At 44.1% G+C, this 17,546-nt stretch carries 7 protein-coding genes; 4 read left to right on the top strand and 3 right to left on the bottom strand.

Going from position 1 to position 17,546, the window contains the following annotated elements; translation table 11 throughout:
• Positions 1–276 precede the first annotated feature (276 nt).
• The 4 genes from ACG95_RS04950 to ACG95_RS04935 are packed head-to-tail and all read left to right on the top strand — an operon-like array spanning position 277 to position 7,072.
• The gene (locus ACG95_RS04950) at positions 277–1,359 is read left to right on the top strand and encodes a bifunctional glycosyltransferase family 2/GtrA family protein (RefSeq protein WP_047999446.1); all 1,083 of its coding nucleotides are present in this window, start codon (positions 277–279) and stop codon (positions 1,357–1,359) included.
• Entirely contained in the window at positions 1,352–3,334 is a 1,983-nt protein-coding gene (locus ACG95_RS04945; RefSeq protein WP_047999445.1) for a glycosyltransferase family 2 protein, read from the top strand. The genes ACG95_RS04950 and ACG95_RS04945 overlap by 8 nt, the downstream gene beginning before the upstream one ends.
• Positions 3,335–3,348: 14 nt before the next feature.
• The gene (locus ACG95_RS04940; RefSeq protein WP_047999444.1) at positions 3,349–5,190 is read left to right on the top strand and encodes a hypothetical protein; all 1,842 of its coding nucleotides are present in this window, start codon (positions 3,349–3,351) and stop codon (positions 5,188–5,190) included.
• Positions 5,191–5,212: 22 nt separating this feature from the next.
• Complete coding sequence (locus ACG95_RS04935) at positions 5,213–7,072, top strand: glycosyltransferase family protein (RefSeq protein WP_047999443.1); 1,860 nt, start codon at positions 5,213–5,215, stop codon at positions 7,070–7,072.
• A 67-nt stretch (positions 7,073–7,139) separates the two neighbouring features.
• Here ACG95_RS04935 and ACG95_RS04930 read toward each other — a convergent pair whose 3' ends face one another.
• The 3 genes from ACG95_RS04930 to ACG95_RS04920 all read right to left on the bottom strand — a co-directional run bounded on the left by ACG95_RS04930 (position 7,140) and on the right by ACG95_RS04920 (position 17,369).
• Positions 7,140–7,790 carry an endonuclease III domain-containing protein gene (locus ACG95_RS04930; protein ID WP_047999442.1) on the bottom strand — a complete coding sequence of 217 codons (651 nt, stop codon included), beginning with the start codon at positions 7,788–7,790 and terminating at the stop codon, positions 7,140–7,142.
• Between the two features lie 179 nt (positions 7,791–7,969).
• Positions 7,970–8,452 (bottom strand): AP2/ERF family transcription factor, encoded by a 483-nt coding sequence (locus ACG95_RS04925; RefSeq protein WP_047999441.1) that lies wholly within the window; start codon positions 8,450–8,452, stop codon positions 7,970–7,972.
• Positions 8,453–8,483: 31 nt separating this feature from the next.
• Positions 8,484–17,369, bottom strand: coding sequence for a mucin-binding protein (locus tag ACG95_RS04920; protein ID WP_047999440.1), 8,886 nt, complete (start codon positions 17,367–17,369; stop codon positions 8,484–8,486).
• Positions 17,370–17,546 lie beyond the last annotated feature (177 nt).

The raw sequence follows: 17,546 nt of genomic DNA, 5'->3' as shown, positions 1-17,546 counted from the left end.
ATTAATTTAATAAAAATTATAAATTTATTTATCCAGCAGCCAACTCAATTTAGAGTCGGCTGTTTTTTCCTGAAAAGAGTAATCTCCAAATTTAGATAGTGATAATTCATAATTAATCACCTTATTTCGTTTTTTGATTACCACGAGTCACAATCATCGTTTAACAACATTTTACATAGGTCTTTACTTTGGCGTTTAATATGATAAGTTTAACTATATAGACTCATTATTCATCATAAACCGTTACAAGGATTTCAGAAGAAACGGAGAACTAGTATGTTAAAAGTTGGCGTCGTTATTCCAGCGCTCAATCCAGACCGCAAACTAATCGCTTTAATCAGCAAGCTCACAACAACCACTAATTTAAAGACCACTATTCAAAAAATAATTATTGTTGATGACGGCAGTGACACCGGCCACCAAGCCATCTTCAACGAATTAGAACGGAACTATCCCGAACTAATTATCTTGCACCATCCGACCAATTACGGTAAGGGTGCGGCTTTAAAAACAGCCTTTACCTACGTTCAAAAAAATTTATCGACTATCGATGGGATTGCTACCATGGATTCCGACGGCCAACATACCGTCGCTGCACTCAGTAGTTGTCTCAATAAATTCGCCTTTGATCCGCACAGCCTCGTTATTGGTGTGCGGCATTTTACGAATGATATTCCCTTTCGGAGTCAATTCGGCAACCTCCTAACCAGTGGCTTAGTCCGCTTACTCACCCGCCAAAAAATCTCCGACACTCAAACTGGCTTGCGAATTATTCCAACTGCTTACACGACCGAGCTTATTCACTTTCCTGGCGATCGCTTTGAATTTGAATTCGACATGCTTTTGCAAGCTAAAAAGTACGCAGTCAAAATCGTTGAACAACCCATTCCAACCATCTACATAGACGGGAATTCGTCATCGCACTTCCGCGTCATCCGGGACTCCATTGCTATCTACTCCCGCTTTCTTAAATTTGCTACTAGCGGCTTGATCTCTTTTTTTGTCGACATTAGTTTGTTCTACATCGTTCTATTTTTAATAGGTAACCACATTCTAAACAGCATCTTAATCGCAACCATTGTGTCACGCATTCTCTCTTCGCTGGTCAACTACGCTATTAATCACCGGATCGTCTTCAACAATGCGGGCCACCAAACGATGCTTAAATATGGGTGTTTATTTGTCGTCCAAATGTTGGTGTCTGGCTTCTGTACGGATTTACTGACGACCCTACTACCCGCAACTAGTGGCGAAGTTATCCCCACGCTAGCCAAAATGATCGTTGATTTCATTTTATTCATGATCAGTTACCAGATTCAACGTGATTTTATCTTTAAGGAAGGCCCTCAACATGTCTAATAAACGTCGCGCCCTGTACTTCTTAGCCATTCTCTTATCCGTCGTTTATTTGCTGTGGCGCGTCTTCTTCACGATTCCATGGCGAGCCAATCTTTTCACATTGATTTTCGCCCTCTTACTAGTCCTGAGTGAAATTCTCTCCAATACAACCGGCTTTATTCTGATTTTCTTTAGAATGCTATCGACTAAGAAAAAATGGAACTTAACTATTCCGGACTATGACACTAAGCAACCATTGCCAGACGTTGACATCATCATTGTGACCCACAATGAAGACGTCGAATTACTGCGCAAGACCGTCAACGCTGCCACTTACATTGACTACCCAGATAAAAGTAAGGTCCACGTTATTGTGTCGGATGACGGTAACCGTCCCGAGGTCCAAGCTTTAGCAAAGCACTATCACGTTGGCTACTCCGGTATGGAAGACAATCAAGAAGCCAAGTCTGGTAATATCAATCACACCTTAGCCAAAGTGAATTCACCACTTTTTGTGATTTTTGACACGGATATGATCCCCTTTTCCGGTTTTCTGCGCAACACGGTTCCTTTATTTACAGAAAATTTTCAACAGCTTAAAGATGACCCTGACCACACAGAACCCCTAGGATTCGTGCAGACGCCGCAGAGTTTTTACAATGCCGATATTTTCCAGTTCAATCTCTTCTCAGAGAAGATCATCCCGAATGAACAGGACTTCTTTTCTCGCGATGTCAACGTTCTCAATGGCGGTAACAAACGGGCGCTCTTCACTGGTTCCAACGCCGTCTTCTTACGAAAAGCAGTCGATGAAGTCGGTGGCTTTCCAACAGATACAATCACTGAAGATTTTGAATTGGGCAGTATGCTCAACATGGCTGGCTATATCAGTCTCGCAACCAAGGTTCCCCAATCAAGCGGGATTACACCAATTGATATGAAAGGCGTCATCAAACAGCGTACACGTTGGGCCCGCGGGGTTATTCAGAGTTGTCGCAATTTGCATATCTTCACTAATCGACATTTATCCGGCATGAACCGAATTATCTTAATCAACACGTACTTTTATTGGTGGGCCTTTTTCCGCCGCATGATCTACATGATTGCCCCCATTCTGTACGCGCTATTCAAGATTCAAGTGGTTAACGCCAACTTCTGGATTTTAATGATCATTTGGGCGCCCGGCTACTTTCTTCTGCACTATGTGATGGGCGATACTTCTGGCATGGGTGATACCGCCAAGATACGTAACGAACGTTGGGGGGAAGTCCAGGAAACTTTCTTTGCCCCCTACTTATTCATTCCCGTGTTACTTGAAACTATCGGAATTAAGGCTAAGAAGTTTAAAGTCACATCTAAAAATGTGACTTACTCCATTAAAGACAAGCTTTACATTTTGCCCTATCTCTTTTTATGGACGGTTACATTAGCCGCTATTATTAAGTTCAACTACGGCAAATACGGCTCTGAAATCTTGGTCGGTAGTGTCATCACGTTCTGGTTGCTGATGCACTTCATCAACCTGAGCATGTGCCTATTCATCTCATTAGGGCGGCCCGTTTATCGTAAAAACGAACGCTTCATCCGGCAGGTTCCCGGTAAAGTTCAGACTCCTGATGGCAAGTGGCACGCGATTACCACTGAGGATGTCTCAGAAGGTGGCATTGCATTTATCACTCAGCAAGCAATTCCAGATATTGATGAGGGCAACACCATTAAACTAACGATTAAACATCAAGACTTCGATATTCAGCTAACGGGTAAAGTCGCTCGAATCAGTCACCGTGATGATACCGCCATCTACAGTATTCAGGTGCATGTCGCCCCAGATGTAAATCGGGATCATTATTTACAACTTATTTACGACGGTGCAAACACCACTCTACCCAGTGTTCAAGATACCTGGGTCACTCCGTTTGACGAACTCTACATGAACTTAATTGTACGAGCACGTGCTTACGAACGAAATATTAGCCGTCGCTTTAATCGATTTTAGGAGGAATAACTGGCATGACCGCTTGGTTTGGTTTTCTCATCTATGTATTAGGACTACTGGGGTACAACGGCACACTGCGGCGTTTAGGCGTCAATCCGTACTTGGCGTGGATCACCTCAATGTTAGTTCAAATTGTAATGTTATACGGCTTCGCCATGGTTGGCATACTGAACTTAGGCATTCAAGTCGTTACTTATCTCGGCTTAGTGCTATTAGTTTTATGGTTTGGGCTCAGTTTCTGGCACAAGGGCCAATTGCCATTTGAAGGGATTCATCTCTTCGACTTCTGGATGCTAGGCTTAGGTATTGCGACTGGGCAGGCTTTATTAAATAGCCCCCTGGTCCATTACGATAACTTTTCCCACTGGGCGGTGATGGTGAAATTCATGACCTTCACAGGCCGGTTACCCGGTGCCGCTGATCAGTTGATCTCTTTCACGTCCTACCCACCAGCAACTGCACTATTCATCACGCAATTTGTTCATTGGACGGGCTTCAGTGACGGTACGATGTTAGTCGCCCAGTTTATTTTGATTTGGGCCGCGGCCTACGCCATTTTTGCGGGGCTGCGCGACCGTGCTCGGGCCTTAACTAGCTTCATTCTATGCTTTACTTTGGCAATCTCATTCGTCTTCAACGTTGCCATCCGTTTGAACAATCTCTTAGTTGATTACGTTTTACCAATCGTCACCATCGCTGCGATAGTCGGTATCTTCGTCTACCGCAAACGTCCCGCACTGCTTTGCGGGCACGTCGCACTCTTTGTTGCAGCACTTCTATTAGTTAAGAACTCGGCCACTTTTTTCGTGGTCATGATCGGTGTTTACTTCCTATACACCTTGATTGCCAACAGACACGGCCACTGGTATCAGCAACTATTAACGATTCCTTTACAGTTTGCTGCAACCATTGCGCTTGGTGTTGCCCCGTTTCTCTGGTGGGAGTGGCACGTCAAGCATACGTTTACCGTCTCGAAGCATCAGATCAGCAGTCAGGCCTATGCCAAACAATTGAGTGGTGAAAGTCGCCAAGAATTATTTAAAATCGGTCATAAATTCATCGAACAGATCTGTAGTCTTAATTCACTATCAACTAAGGGTATCCTGCTCATCAACATCGTTCTGATAGGAACTTGGCTCTTCATCCGCCTACGCCATCATCAACGCAATAACTTGCTCGGTATGGCCGTCTTACTTGATGTCGTCTTCATTGCCTACTATGGCAGCCTCTTCGGCATGTACATCCTATCCATGCCCTATGCTGAAGCGATTCTATTAGACGGTTTTGAACGCTACATGGCTAGTATCGTTATTTTGAACCTTTTTATTGGGGCAATTGCCCTCGTAAGAGTCCTAGATCGGCTACAATTTGAGCAGAACTTTCAAAAACGCAATACGCAGGCTTTCAAGAGTGCGGCCACTAAAAATCTATACCAAATATCCACACTGGTCATTGGTTTCTTTGCTATCACGATGATGTATTCTGAAATTACCGGAACTAAGTTTACCAACAAGATGAACCATAATACGCTACCTTTACAAATGACTCGCATCTCCAAGCCTTGGACTCATTTAAATCATAAAAAGGTCCTGATTGTGGATCCCGAAGAAGTCGACGTCAACGACTACTATGCTGGTTACGTTGGCCGCTACTATTACTTTACCGATAAAGCTGTCGGTCAGGAAAACTTTATGATGACCCCTAAAGTCTTCAAGCAAACGATTGAAAGTTACGATTACGTTGCGATTCCCGAAACCCATCGAACTTTTACGGTTTTAACTCAAAAAGTCTTCCATCAACACGTCGTAACCGGACTATTTAAAATCACCAAGACCGGCTTACAACGCATGCAATAACTTTACGAAAGGTGGCAGTATTTTGGCAATACTTGGCCTGATTTTCTTTTGCTTAGCACTTATCGGCTACAGCAGTGCGATGCGCTGGCTGCACGTCAATCCCTATCTAACGTGGATTACCGGTATCTTAGTTCAAATCAATCTACTCTACATCTTTGCCATGCTAGACTGGTTACGAATTGGTATCTGGGTCGTAACCAGTCTCGGTGTACTGCTACTAGGCCTGCGCTTAATGCTAGGCTATCTTGGTCACGTTCACTTTCACTATGAAGGCATCCATCTCTTTGACATCTGGATGGCATTTCTAGGATTAGTCATGGCGCTAGTCCTATTTCGCAGTCCGTTGGTCCACTATGACAACTTCTCACACTGGGCTACGATCGTTAAATTCCTAACCTATACCGGCCACTTACCCGGTGCTAGCGATACGATTATTTCGTTCACCTCATATCCACCAGCAACCGCGCTATTCATGACACAGTTCGTCACTTTTGTCGGTTTTAGCTCTGGGGCCATGCTCGTTGCACAGTTTGCTCTCATCTGGGCAGCCAGTTACGCCATCTTTGCGACGCTCCGCGACCGGACTCGCGGCCTGAATTCAATGCTACTGTGTCTGGTCATTGCAATCTCATACGTGTTCAACATCAACATTCGGTTGAATAACTTATTAGTGGACTATGTGCTGGCCGTATTGACCATGGCTGCGCTAGTTGGAACCTTCATCTATCGTCACCGACCACGGATGCAAGCAGCACACGTCGCCCTCTTTAGCGGTAGCCTGTTACTGGTTAAAAACTCAGCGGCTTTCTTTGTTGCCATTGTTGCCGGCTATTACCTCTACATGCTAATTCATAATATCTCGGCTAAACGCTGGTTTAAAAAAGTCCTGAAGGTTAGTGGCATGTGGCTTGGAACTTTATTAGTCGCAGTATTGCCCTTTATTTGGTGGGAAGTCCACGTTAAACTGACCTTTACAACTTCTAAGCATGAAATCAGTGCTAGTGCGTATCAAAGTCAGTTAAGCCACGATGGTATGACGGGATTATTATCAATCAGCCAGCAATTCTTAAAGACGATTTTTAGTTTGTCATCACTGTCCACTCAAGGTTTCCTAGCACTGAACATTTTGCTGATTGGCGCGTGGGCCATTATCAAGTATGGCTGTCACCATCCCAATGATTTATTAAAAATCATCAGTTGGCTCGACTTGGCCTCACTACTCTACTACTTCAGCTTACTAGGGATGTACGTTCTCTCAATGCCTTACGATGAGGCGATTACTTTGGACGGTTTTGAACGTTACATGTCGACAATCGTTATCTTGAACCTATTCATTGGGGCCATCGTCTTAGTTCGAGTCATCGATGAGACCTTCTATGAGCAGGATTTTGAAAGTCGCAGTCCCCGCAACTTTCAATCAATCTGGACTAAGAATGGCTACCAGCTTGCGACCTTTTTAGTGATGTTCTTCGCTGTCATCATGATGTATTCGGAAATCAACGGGACTAACTTCACGAATCATTACAACCGGCGCCCCTTACCCGTGATGCTCACGAAGATTGCCAAGCCAACAACCAATTTGAATAATACTAAGATTTTAATAGTTGATCCACAAAAGGTGGAAGTTACAACGTACTACGCGGGCTACTTAGCCAATTACTATTTCTTTACGAATAACACAACTGGGCAAGCCGTCTTTAGTAAGTCGGCAACAACATTCAAAAAGAACATCAACCAATATCAGTACATTGCAGTACCCAAATACGATAAAAGCTTTGCTCATGGCATGTACAAGTTCTATCACCAACGTATCAGCACCGGACTCTTCAAGGTTGAAAGCGGGCATTTACGTCAACTTTCGACGACCTCAAAAATCAATTAAATGGCGTTTTTGTAGTTACCAATCAAAAAACAGGCCAACGAAATTTCAGCATTTCGTTGGCCTGTTTTTATAGTCCTGATTCGTTCTCTTCGTTCAATTTGTCGCAGTCGATAATCAGCTGACAAACCTCTTTATCTGGCGTCAGCTTCATCGAGTATTTACGTCCATACTCAATCATAGTGTGGTGAGCCTGATGTAACTCGTCTGGGTCCAAAACGCCCACAATCTTTTGCTCAACTTGCAATGGCGATGCCGCTTGTTCAACAAAGTGGAGTCGTTTTGAAATGGCGGAAACGTGCGTATCTACCGCAAAAGTATTCTGCTCAAAGACGTCACTCAAAACCACGTTAGCCGTCTTACGCCCCGCACCGGGCAGTGCCATGATACCCTTACGATCAGTTGGTACCACGTCATTTAACTCTTCATGGACAATTCTAGCCGTTTTAATAATATTCTTAGCCTTATTCCGAAACAGACCAACACTCTTAATAATCGTTTCAACATCCGTCACATCCGCGACCATTAAGTCTTTGGGTTCAGGATATTTCCCAAATAACACCGGTGTCACCTTATTGACCGAAACATCGGTCGCCTGAGCACTCAAAATAACGGATATAAGATATTGAAACGGCGTTCTTGAATCCAGTGATGGTCCAACTGGGCCAATATCTGCTTCCATCTGGTGAACTGCCCAGACAATCTGATCATCTTTTAACATTGATCCCCCAACTTCTTTCTTACTGATTTGATATTAGTTTAAGCTTACCAGAAATCGCACCAAAATAAAGGATTCAATCAGCACGATTATTGCTATCAATTGAACCTTTGCATTTGAGAAACATCTTAGATATAGCAAACGGTCAAGAATGGCATCCCACTCTTGACCGTTTTTGCTATTTATTCACTTAGGACAGGTTGCTGCTTCAAATATTGACGTTCAATTGCACGTCTAGCCGCAACTGCATCTTCAAAGTGGATATACTGTTTATTCAATAGGTAGACACCCTTGTAATAGAAATGAGCTACCCACCGTTGGGCATTCTTATCCCAACTGACACCAATCACACCGCTCTTATTACGTTTAGACAGCACCTGTGAAGGGATATCCGTATGGTGATCATGAATTTGAAAATTACTAGTATGTCCCATGCTTGCCAGTGTCTTCGGATTTTTCCGAATATTCACTGCACTAAGCTCACGCGATAGGCACCCACAACTTCTGATCTTACCATGACGCAATGCGTAAGAGTCCACAACCGTTTGATTACCACAACTACATTGACACCGCCAAAGAGCATTGCCATTCTTTGATGTTCCCCCACGCTCAATCACCGTTAGTCGGTTGAACGTCTGGCCAGTCAAATCAATCATCACTGACATATAATAACACCCCTTTTTTCATAACGCTCTGTTATTCATGTCGTTTCCGAAGAATCATTCCTAAACCAGCTAGTAACGTAGCGGCTGTTAGCCCAAGTAATTCTGCCGCAATACTTGCTTGGCGATCATCACCCGTTTGTGGTAACGTTGCCTGTTTTGATTCTGCTTGTTGATTTGTTGAATGGTCAGTTAATGGTTGAACATGATTTTCATTCGTTGTAACAGTTGCAGCATTCTTTTTAACTACTGAAGACTGCTGTTTTTTATTCGTTACGCTCGCTTCAGTCTCAGATTGTTCTGACCCCGGATTGATTTGATCCGGTGACTCAACAACTTCAGTGGGTTCTTTTGGATCAGTTGGTGTCTCACCATTTGACCCATTATCATCATCCAAGGTGTAAACAATCGTTTGCTCATCATCAAGACTGTCAGCACTAACTGTTACTGCTTGTGTCCCAGTTGTATCAGCATGGTACTTAGCAATCTCAGGTGCTGTCATCGCATCAAAACTAGCGGTTTGTGTCGTTGACCAACCACTATAAGTAGTCTCACCCGTGACTTGATCGACATTTTTAGTGCGCGTAAACGTAATCGTTCTATCAGTATCATCTTGTAACGCATTTCCCTTATTATCCTGATAGTGAATCGTCTGCTTGATTGTCTTAGTCTCCGTTGTTGCGCTGCTTGCATGTGTCAAACGTACCGTGTAATTCTTCACCGTACCGTCTTCATCATAAACAACACCACTAGTTGGAAAATCAGAACTACTTAAGACGTAGCCAGCCTTTTTGTACTCAGCAATAGCTGCCGCAGTCGTATAAGCATCGTTGGTCCCGTAAGCGCCCGTCAAATCAACCATCGTCAACAGCTTACCCGTGGTTTGGTCAACATAGCTCACCGTAGCATGTTCAGTATTAGCCGTATAAACGACATTAACTGAAGTGTCAGCCGTTCCAACTGTGACAGTCTCACCATCAACTTGCGTTTGATCTGCCTGATATCCTTTAATGGTTGGTGAAACGACTTGTTGATAGTCAGCCTGATCAGTTGTCCATTTCGAGTAAGTAACCTCGCCAGTGACCACGTCAATCGTAGCCGTCCGGTGGTACGTTACCGTCTGAACAACACTTGGCTTCATCGTCTTGCCATTCGCATCAACATAATTAATTGTCCGATGACTCGTGGCGGTTAAATCAGTAGCGCCCGTTCCATTTGGATACTTAGGTCCATCTGGATTGTCAGCATTGATTGGTTGGCCTGGAGTCCCTGGATGACTTGGTGTCGCAGTCGTCACCCGATGTTTCAAGGTAACCGTGTACTGCTTAACAACCCCATCCTGATCGTAGACAATGCCAGCTGCTGGTACATCGGAACCGACCAACTCGTAACCTTGTTTTTCGTACTTAGCAATTGCTGCCGCTGAAGTATCAGTAGTCGTTGTGCCATACTGGCCACTCAGTTGATCCGTCGTCAACGTTTTACCCGTCGTTTGATCGACGTAAGTAATCGTGGCGTGTTCTGTGTTGGCCGTATAAACGACCTTAACCGAAGTATCACTATCACCGGCAGCAGTGGTTGCCTTGCCAACACTAGTTTGATCAGCGGTATAACCCGTTACAACTGGTGAATCAACTTGTTGATAGTCGGCTTGATCGGTTGTCCAATCCGCATAGGTGACTACACCAGTCACGACATCAATCATAGCAGTCCGTTGATAAGTGACACTTTGATCAACACTAGGTTGCATCGTCTTGCCATTAACGTCAACGTAACTAATCGTTCGGTGACTCGTTGCTGTTAAATCAGTCGTCGCCGTCCCACTAGGATATTTAGGGCCATTCGGATTATCAGTATCAATAGGTTCCCCAGGTTTACCCGGCGTCGTAACCGTTACTTCTAACATCCGATGAACCAAATTAACCGTGTAAGACTTAGTGACGCCGTCTTGGTCATAGCTAACTCCCGTCGTTGGGAAGTCCGAGTCAACTAGTTGATATCCTAATTTTTCATACGCCGCAATTTTATCCGCCGTTGTATAGCTATCAGTCGTCCCGTAGGCACCCGTTAAGTCAGCCGTCGTCAAGGTCTTACCAGTTGTCTGATCAACGTAAGTGACAGTGGCCTTTTCAGTATTGGCTTGGTAAGTGTAGACCACATTACCACCAACACCCGCTAAAGTACCGTTCGCTGCCAAGTCGCTATTATTAGAAACCAGACTATACCCCGTCTTAGCTTGTGGCGCCGATGTATAACTCAGATAGTCACTCGCAGTAGCATCCGTACCGTGGCTAGCCGTCGTACTATTGGTCGAAGCCGTGTGCAACTTGCCGTCCGCCCCCATATATTGATAAATATAGGTAACGGTGACATCACCAACGGTCAACGTGCCATCATTAACGGTCACGTCATAGTTTTGAGCCACATCATCAGCCGTAACCTGAGCCGTGATAGCCTTAGTACCAACTGCACTTGCGCCATCCGTCAACGTATAGTTCAGCGTTTCGCCATTAACCATCCCAGTTACAGAAGCAGTCAAATCATGCTTCGTACCGTCATACCAGTAAGTCTTACCCGCAACATTAATTGTCGCCGCCGCTTTATTGATGATCAACTGACCATCAACCGTTTTAATCGTGTAATTAGCGACATCACCGGTCACGGCACTGGTCATTGCGTAAGTGCCCGCATTCGTGTACGTTGAGCCACTGCCGTCTTTGGCAACCGCCGCAAACGTCAAATTATCGTAGTTGTCACCCGCAACGGTCACCGTGGCTCCATGCGTCTTACCATCGTAAGTCACTTGATTATTGTTAACCGTAATCGTCAATACAGCTGGTGCAATCACTAAGTCGCCGTCAACATAACTAATATTGTAATTACCATTAGCATTACCAGTCGTGGTACCCGTCATCGTGTACGTACCGACATTGGTATAGCTGGTTGCCGTGCCACCCTTAGCTACCGTTGTGAAGCTCAAGCCATCATAATTGTCCCCGTCAGTCACACTGGCAGTTGTCCCATGAGCTTGACCGTCGTAAGTAGCCGCATTCTTATTAACCGTTACTGTCAGAGCAGCTGGCGTAATCGCTAACGTCCCATCGACATAACTAATCGTGTAATTGCCAGCAGTATTGCCTGTCGTGGTACCGGTCATGACGTAATTACCAACATTCTTATAGCTAGTGGTCGTCCCATCCGTACCAACTGTGGTAAACATCAAATTATCATAATTGGTCCCGGCCGTGACGCCAGCCGTCAAGCTATGATCTTTAGCATCGTAAACGGTACTATCCTTATTAACCGTGACCGTCAAAGCGGCTGGTGTAATGGTTAACGTATTATCCACGTAACTAATATCATAATTATTATTAGTGTTATCAGTAGTCGTCCCAGTCATGGTATAACTACCAGCATTTTTATAACTGGTTGTGACACCGTCTGTACCAACTGTGTTAAACGTCAAATTGTCATAATTAGTTCCGCTCGTTACACCAGCAGTCAGGCCATGATTCTTAGCGTCATAAGTCACGCTGTCCTTATTAACTGTGACCGTCAATTTTGCCGGCGTGATCGCTAACGTCCCATCGACATAGGTGATGTCATAATTAGATGCATCAGCGCTCGCGGTTTGACCAGTCATCGCATAACTACCGACATTCTTATAACTCATCGTGGTGCCATCGCTCTTAGCAACCGTAGTAAACACGAGGTTGTCATAGTCAGTCCCATCAGTAACGGTGGTGGTCGTCCCATGAGTCTTGCTGTCATAAACAGCGGTATTATTATTGACCGTAACTGTCAAAGCAGCTGGCGTAATCGCTAACGTCCCATCGACATAGGTAATCGTATAATTATTGTTAACATTATCGGCAGTTGTCCCAGTCATGACATACTCGCCAACATTTCTATAGCTCGTTGTGCCATCTGCTGCCGCAGTCGTAAACGTCAAGTTATCATAATTAGTTCCATCAGTCACACTGGCAGTCGTGCTATGTTCTTGGCCGTCATAGGTCACTGAAGGATTGTTAACGGTGACCGTTAAGGCGGCTGGCGTAATCGCCAACGTCCCGTCCACATAGGTAATCGTGTAATTGCCATCAGCGTTATCCGCTGTAGCACCAGTCATCGCGTAACTACCCACATTCTTATAGCTTGTCGCAGTCCCATCTTTAGCAATGGTCGTAAATGCCAAGTTATCGTAATTGTCACCGGAAGTCACGCTAGCAGTTGTGCCATGTTCCTGACTATCGTAAGTGACCTTATTATTATTAACCGTGACCGTTAAAGCAGCTGGCGTAATGGCGATCGTCCCATCGACATAATTAATATCGTAGTTAGCCGCAGTCGTACCATTAGCCGAAGCGACCATCGTGTAATTGCCGACATTCTTATAACCGGTCGTGCTATTGTCACTCTTAGCCACCACATTGAAAGTCAGATTATCATAATCATTCCCACTCGTGACTTTGGCAGTTGTCCCATGAGTTTTACCATCGTAGACTTGCGTTAAATTATCGACAGCTACCGTTAATTGAGCCTTATTGATAACTAACGTGCCATCCTTATAAGTGATGGTATAGTTTGACGTATCGTCAGTCGTCATTCCTGTCATGTCATAGCTGCCGACATTCGTATAGCTAGCGGTGCTCCCATCTGATTTAGCAACAGCATCAAACGCCAAATCATCATAATTCGTGCCACTGGTAACGGTCGTGTCCGTTCCGTGCGCTTTACCATCATAGATAATCGTGCTGCCATTGACCGTCACTGTCAAAGCTGCGGGCGTGATCGTTAACGTTCCGTCAACATAACTAATATCGTAGTTAGCCGCAGCCGCGTCATTGGTTACAGCAACCATCGTATAACTACCGACGTTCTTATAACCAGTCGTACTATTGTCACTCTTAGCGACCACGTTGAAAGTCAGATTATCGTAATCATCACCACTCGTGACTCCAGCAGTGGTCCCGTGATTCTGACCATTGTATACCTGATTTGAAGCATTAACGGACACCGTCAATGCGGCTTTATCAATAACTAACGTGCCATCCTTGTAAGTAATCGCATAGTTTGACGTATCGTCAGTCGTCGTTCCCGTCATACCATAACTACCCACATTAGTGTAGCTAGTTGTGGTCCCGTCAGTTTTAGCAACGGCCGCAAATGTCAAATCATCATAGTTTGTGCCGCTAGTAACGGTCGTTGTCCCATGCGCTTGACCATCATAAGTCAGCTTACTGTCATTGACCGTCACTGTTAACGTTGCTTTATTGATCGTTAACGTCCCATCAACGTAAGTAATCGTATAGTTAGACGTATCATCACTAGTCGTTCCAGTCATGTCATAAGTACCAGCATTCGTATAAGTAGCATTGCCGCTGCCATCCGATGCAGTCGCACTAAAAGTTAGATTATCATAATCATTACCGGCAACACTAACCGTTGTCCCATGCGCTGTTTTATCGTAAGTTACCGCACTTTTATCGACAGTCACAACTAAAGCTGCTGGGGTGATGGTAATCGTCCCATCAACATAATTAATATCGTAATTAGCCGCAGTCGTGCCGTTAGCTGAAGCGACCATCGTGTAACTACCAACATTCTTATAGCCAGTTGTACTATTGTCACTCTTAGCAACCACGTTGAAAGTCAGATTATCATAATCATCACCACTCGTGACCGTGGCAGTTGTGCCATAGGTATTGCCATCATAAACTTTCGTTAAATCATCGACAGACACCGTTAATTGGGCCTTATTAATAACCAAAGTCCCATCAACATAAGTGATGTCATAGTTAGCCGTATCATCAGTGGTCATACCTGTCATGGTATAACTACCCACATTGGTATAGCCAGTCGTTGTCCCATCCGTCTTGGCGACTGCGTCAAACGTCAGATTATCATAGTTCGTACCCTTAGTGACGGTCGTGCTCGTTCCGTGTGTTTGACCATCATAGATAATCGTATTGTCATTAGCAGTGACCGTTAAGGCAGCCTTATTGATGGTTAACGTTCCATCAACATAAGTAATAGTATAATTGGTCGAACCAGTCCCACTCGCTAGTCCTGTCATGGCATAACTACCAGCATTCTTGTATCCCGTGATACTACTGTCAGTTTTGGCAACCGCAGAGAGCGTTAAATTATCGTAATTGGTCCCGCTAGTCAGCGTAGCAGTTGTCCCCTGAGTCTGACCATTATAATCTAGCGTCTGATTATTGACTGTCACCGTTAACGCTGCCGGATCAATGACTAAGTCGGCATTAACATACGTGATCGTATAATTAATACTATTAACGTTGTCAGTTGTCGCAGTCATCGTATAGCTACCAACATTCGTATAAGTTGTATTACCACTGCCATCCGCAGCAACTGCAGTAAATACCATTTTATCAGGGTTAGAACCCGTGCTTTTAACAGTCGTTCCATGAGCTTGCTTGTCATAGGTCACTTCAGAAGCAGCAACAGTTACTGTCATGACGATGGGGTTAATGATCATATAAGCATCTTGATACGTCACAGTATAATTAGAAAGATCAGAGACAGTCGTTCCAGTCATCAGGTAAGTACCAGCATTCGTATAAGACCCATTACCACTACCATCAGCCCCAGTCGCTGTAAAGGTCATATAATCAAAATTAGTCCCACTAACAACGTCAGTGGTCAACGTCCGAGCTGTATGATTATAGGTGGAGGTGAAGGTATTAATTCTTACTGTTATTGGCATCGGCGTAATCGTAATCGTCCCATCAACGTAAGCCACGCTATAGTTCGAAAGATCATCACTAGTTATCCCAGTCATTGCATACACACCAACATTCGAATAACCAGTGGTGACACCATCGTCTTCACTAACTGCACTAAAGGTCAGTCCGTCATAGTTAGTTCCAGTCGTGACACTGGCCGTGGTCCCATATAGATATGCATCAGCAGGATACGTCCCTGTTGTAGAATCGTATATTTTCTTATATCGACCCGAAACGGATTTTACGGAAACTGTTAAAGCTGCTTTATCAATGGTTAAGGTTCCCGCCACTGAGCTAAGCGTATAATTACGTGCGATAATTGCGGCTTTTGTGCCCGTATAAGTTGGCGTGATTTGATAAACGCCCGCATTAGTCCCAGTTGCTGTCGTGTAGTCACCGGCCACAATGCCATCATAGTTAGTCCCAACGGTAACTCCCGTTGTGTGGCTCTTAGCGTTATAGGTGACCTCATCGCTAGCGGTGTTGACAGTCAAGGTAGCCTTGTTAATCGTTAGCGTTGGTACATTACTAGTAGTAGCTGCTGCTGAAACGATAAAGTTCTGTCCTAAATAGGCCTGTAATTTGGCTAAACCTGTATCACTTAATGAAATTGTATATTTACCAACGTCAGCTCCAGTTAAATTATCCGCATTAGATGTGTAAGTATAAGTAAAAATCTGTGAAAAATCATCACTTGTAAAAACAACATCACCGACTTTTGCTGAACTGCCATCTGCAGACTTCACTGCTGTCACAATACCATTAGTAATGGTAATTGCTGGCTGAGATCTGCTTGTCCCATCAAATAAAGAAATTGTTTTTGGTGATTGAGAAATCGTCCCATTATAGTTCTGTGACTCACTAGAAACCTTAATCTCATTAATCCCAGTAGTACTAGTAACAAGACCAAGCGTTGCAGGTACAATTTGTATTTGAAAACTATAATCTGCAGATGAATCAAAACTAGGTGTAAAGTCCGCAACAGTCTCACCATCTGGTAAGATAAAATTACTTTCCTTGTCAGCTAAAAGGTTCGTTAGTGACTGTATACCGGCTGATGTAATGGTCAGGTGATAGGTACCAGCATCCGTTAAATCAGTCCAAGTATCAGCTGATACATCAGTTGATACTGTCCCAGCTACATTCGTATACGTAATCGTAAAATTAGCGGCTAATGATTCATCGCTCACACCATCATTCGTCATCAAAAATAACAAGTTAACACGTTGACCAGAATTATCAGTCAAATAATTACCTTTACTGTCCTGAACGTATATCGTTGTTAACCCGTCGCCTTCAGCAATTCCATTATCTGTAGATTCCAATAACGTATATAAATCTCGCAAACCAGCAGAACCAGCTCCAACATCACTATCCGTTTTATACGTCATCGTCTTACCATAAGAATTAATAATCGTTAAAGTAACCCCATTACTATCAGTAATAGTGGTCGTCGTAGTTTTAGCATCAGTGTCTGTGGTCGTTGTTGAAGTTGCTGCTGCCGCCATTTTAGCCGACTTGGCCATAGTGGACTTGAGGCTAGCACTCGACTTTACTGGTGTTGCGCTAGTCGCAGTACTCGTAACTGGAGTACTACTACTATTCGCTGTTGAAGTAGAGGTTGAAGCCGTATCACCGCTAGCACTGCTGGTTGAGTCAGTACTGGTCGTTTGACTAGAAGCACTGCTACTAGTTGCGGCTGAACTGCTAGCTTGTGTACTTTGGCTGTCAGTTGTTGAAGTGGCACTCTTGGCCGTTGATTGTGCTGAAGATGCACTAGTTGAAGTCGACTCAGTAGCGGTACTAGTAGCCGTACTACCTGTTGAGCTAGCATTCGAAGCTGCTGTTGAATGACTATCACTGGCAGCTGAATTAGCTGTTGCTACACTGGTTGCAGCTGTCGCACTAGCTGAAGTCGCGGCCGCGCTAGTTGTTTTTAGCACCGCCGTATTTTCTGTAGCTGTTGTCGAACTAGAACTGACACTGGAACTATTGTCAGATTCACTACTACTCGTATTAGTCGCGGCCTTAGCCTGATCAACTAAACTAAAGGTCAAGCCAGCCCCAACCGTAAAAACAGTGATCCCAGCTGTAACCCAGTTTCGCCCTGCCTTATAAAGCTTGTAGTGGGTCTTCCCTTCTGACGCCATCCGATCTAACCGATTCTTCATAGCCCTTACCTCCAAATAATAACTTGAAATATGTAAACATAAAATTTCTCACTAGGGCCCAATATAATTGCTTTAATTATGAAACCATTATTTAATTGACCCCTTCAATTACTAGTATAAGTTTAGATTCAGTAAAATAATAGTAAAACATGACGGAATATAATTATATATGTATTA

Origin of the sequence: Lactiplantibacillus herbarum (assembly GCF_001039045.1) — a bacterium.
Classification (GTDB): Bacteria; Bacillota; Bacilli; order Lactobacillales; family Lactobacillaceae; genus Lactiplantibacillus; species Lactiplantibacillus herbarum.
Note: the sequence above shows the minus strand (reverse complement) of the source record. Positions and strands in the feature narration are given on the sequence as shown.

Excerpts from the sequence above, each read along its gene's own strand:
- ACG95_RS04925 (WP_047999441.1), bottom strand. The coding sequence starts at position 8,452 with ATGTCAGTGATGATTGATTTGACTGGCCAGACGTTCAACCGACTAACG.
- ACG95_RS04945 (WP_047999445.1), top strand. The coding sequence starts at position 1,352 with ATGTCTAATAAACGTCGCGCCCTGTACTTCTTAGCCATTCTCTTATCC.
- ACG95_RS04930 (WP_047999442.1), bottom strand. The coding sequence starts at position 7,790 with ATGTTAAAAGATGATCAGATTGTCTGGGCAGTTCACCAGATGGAAGCA.
- ACG95_RS04950 (WP_047999446.1), top strand. The coding sequence starts at position 277 with ATGTTAAAAGTTGGCGTCGTTATTCCAGCGCTCAATCCAGACCGCAAA.
- ACG95_RS04920 (WP_047999440.1), bottom strand. The coding sequence starts at position 17,369 with ATGAAGAATCGGTTAGATCGGATGGCGTCAGAAGGGAAGACCCACTAC.
- ACG95_RS04940 (WP_047999444.1), top strand. The coding sequence starts at position 3,349 with ATGACCGCTTGGTTTGGTTTTCTCATCTATGTATTAGGACTACTGGGG.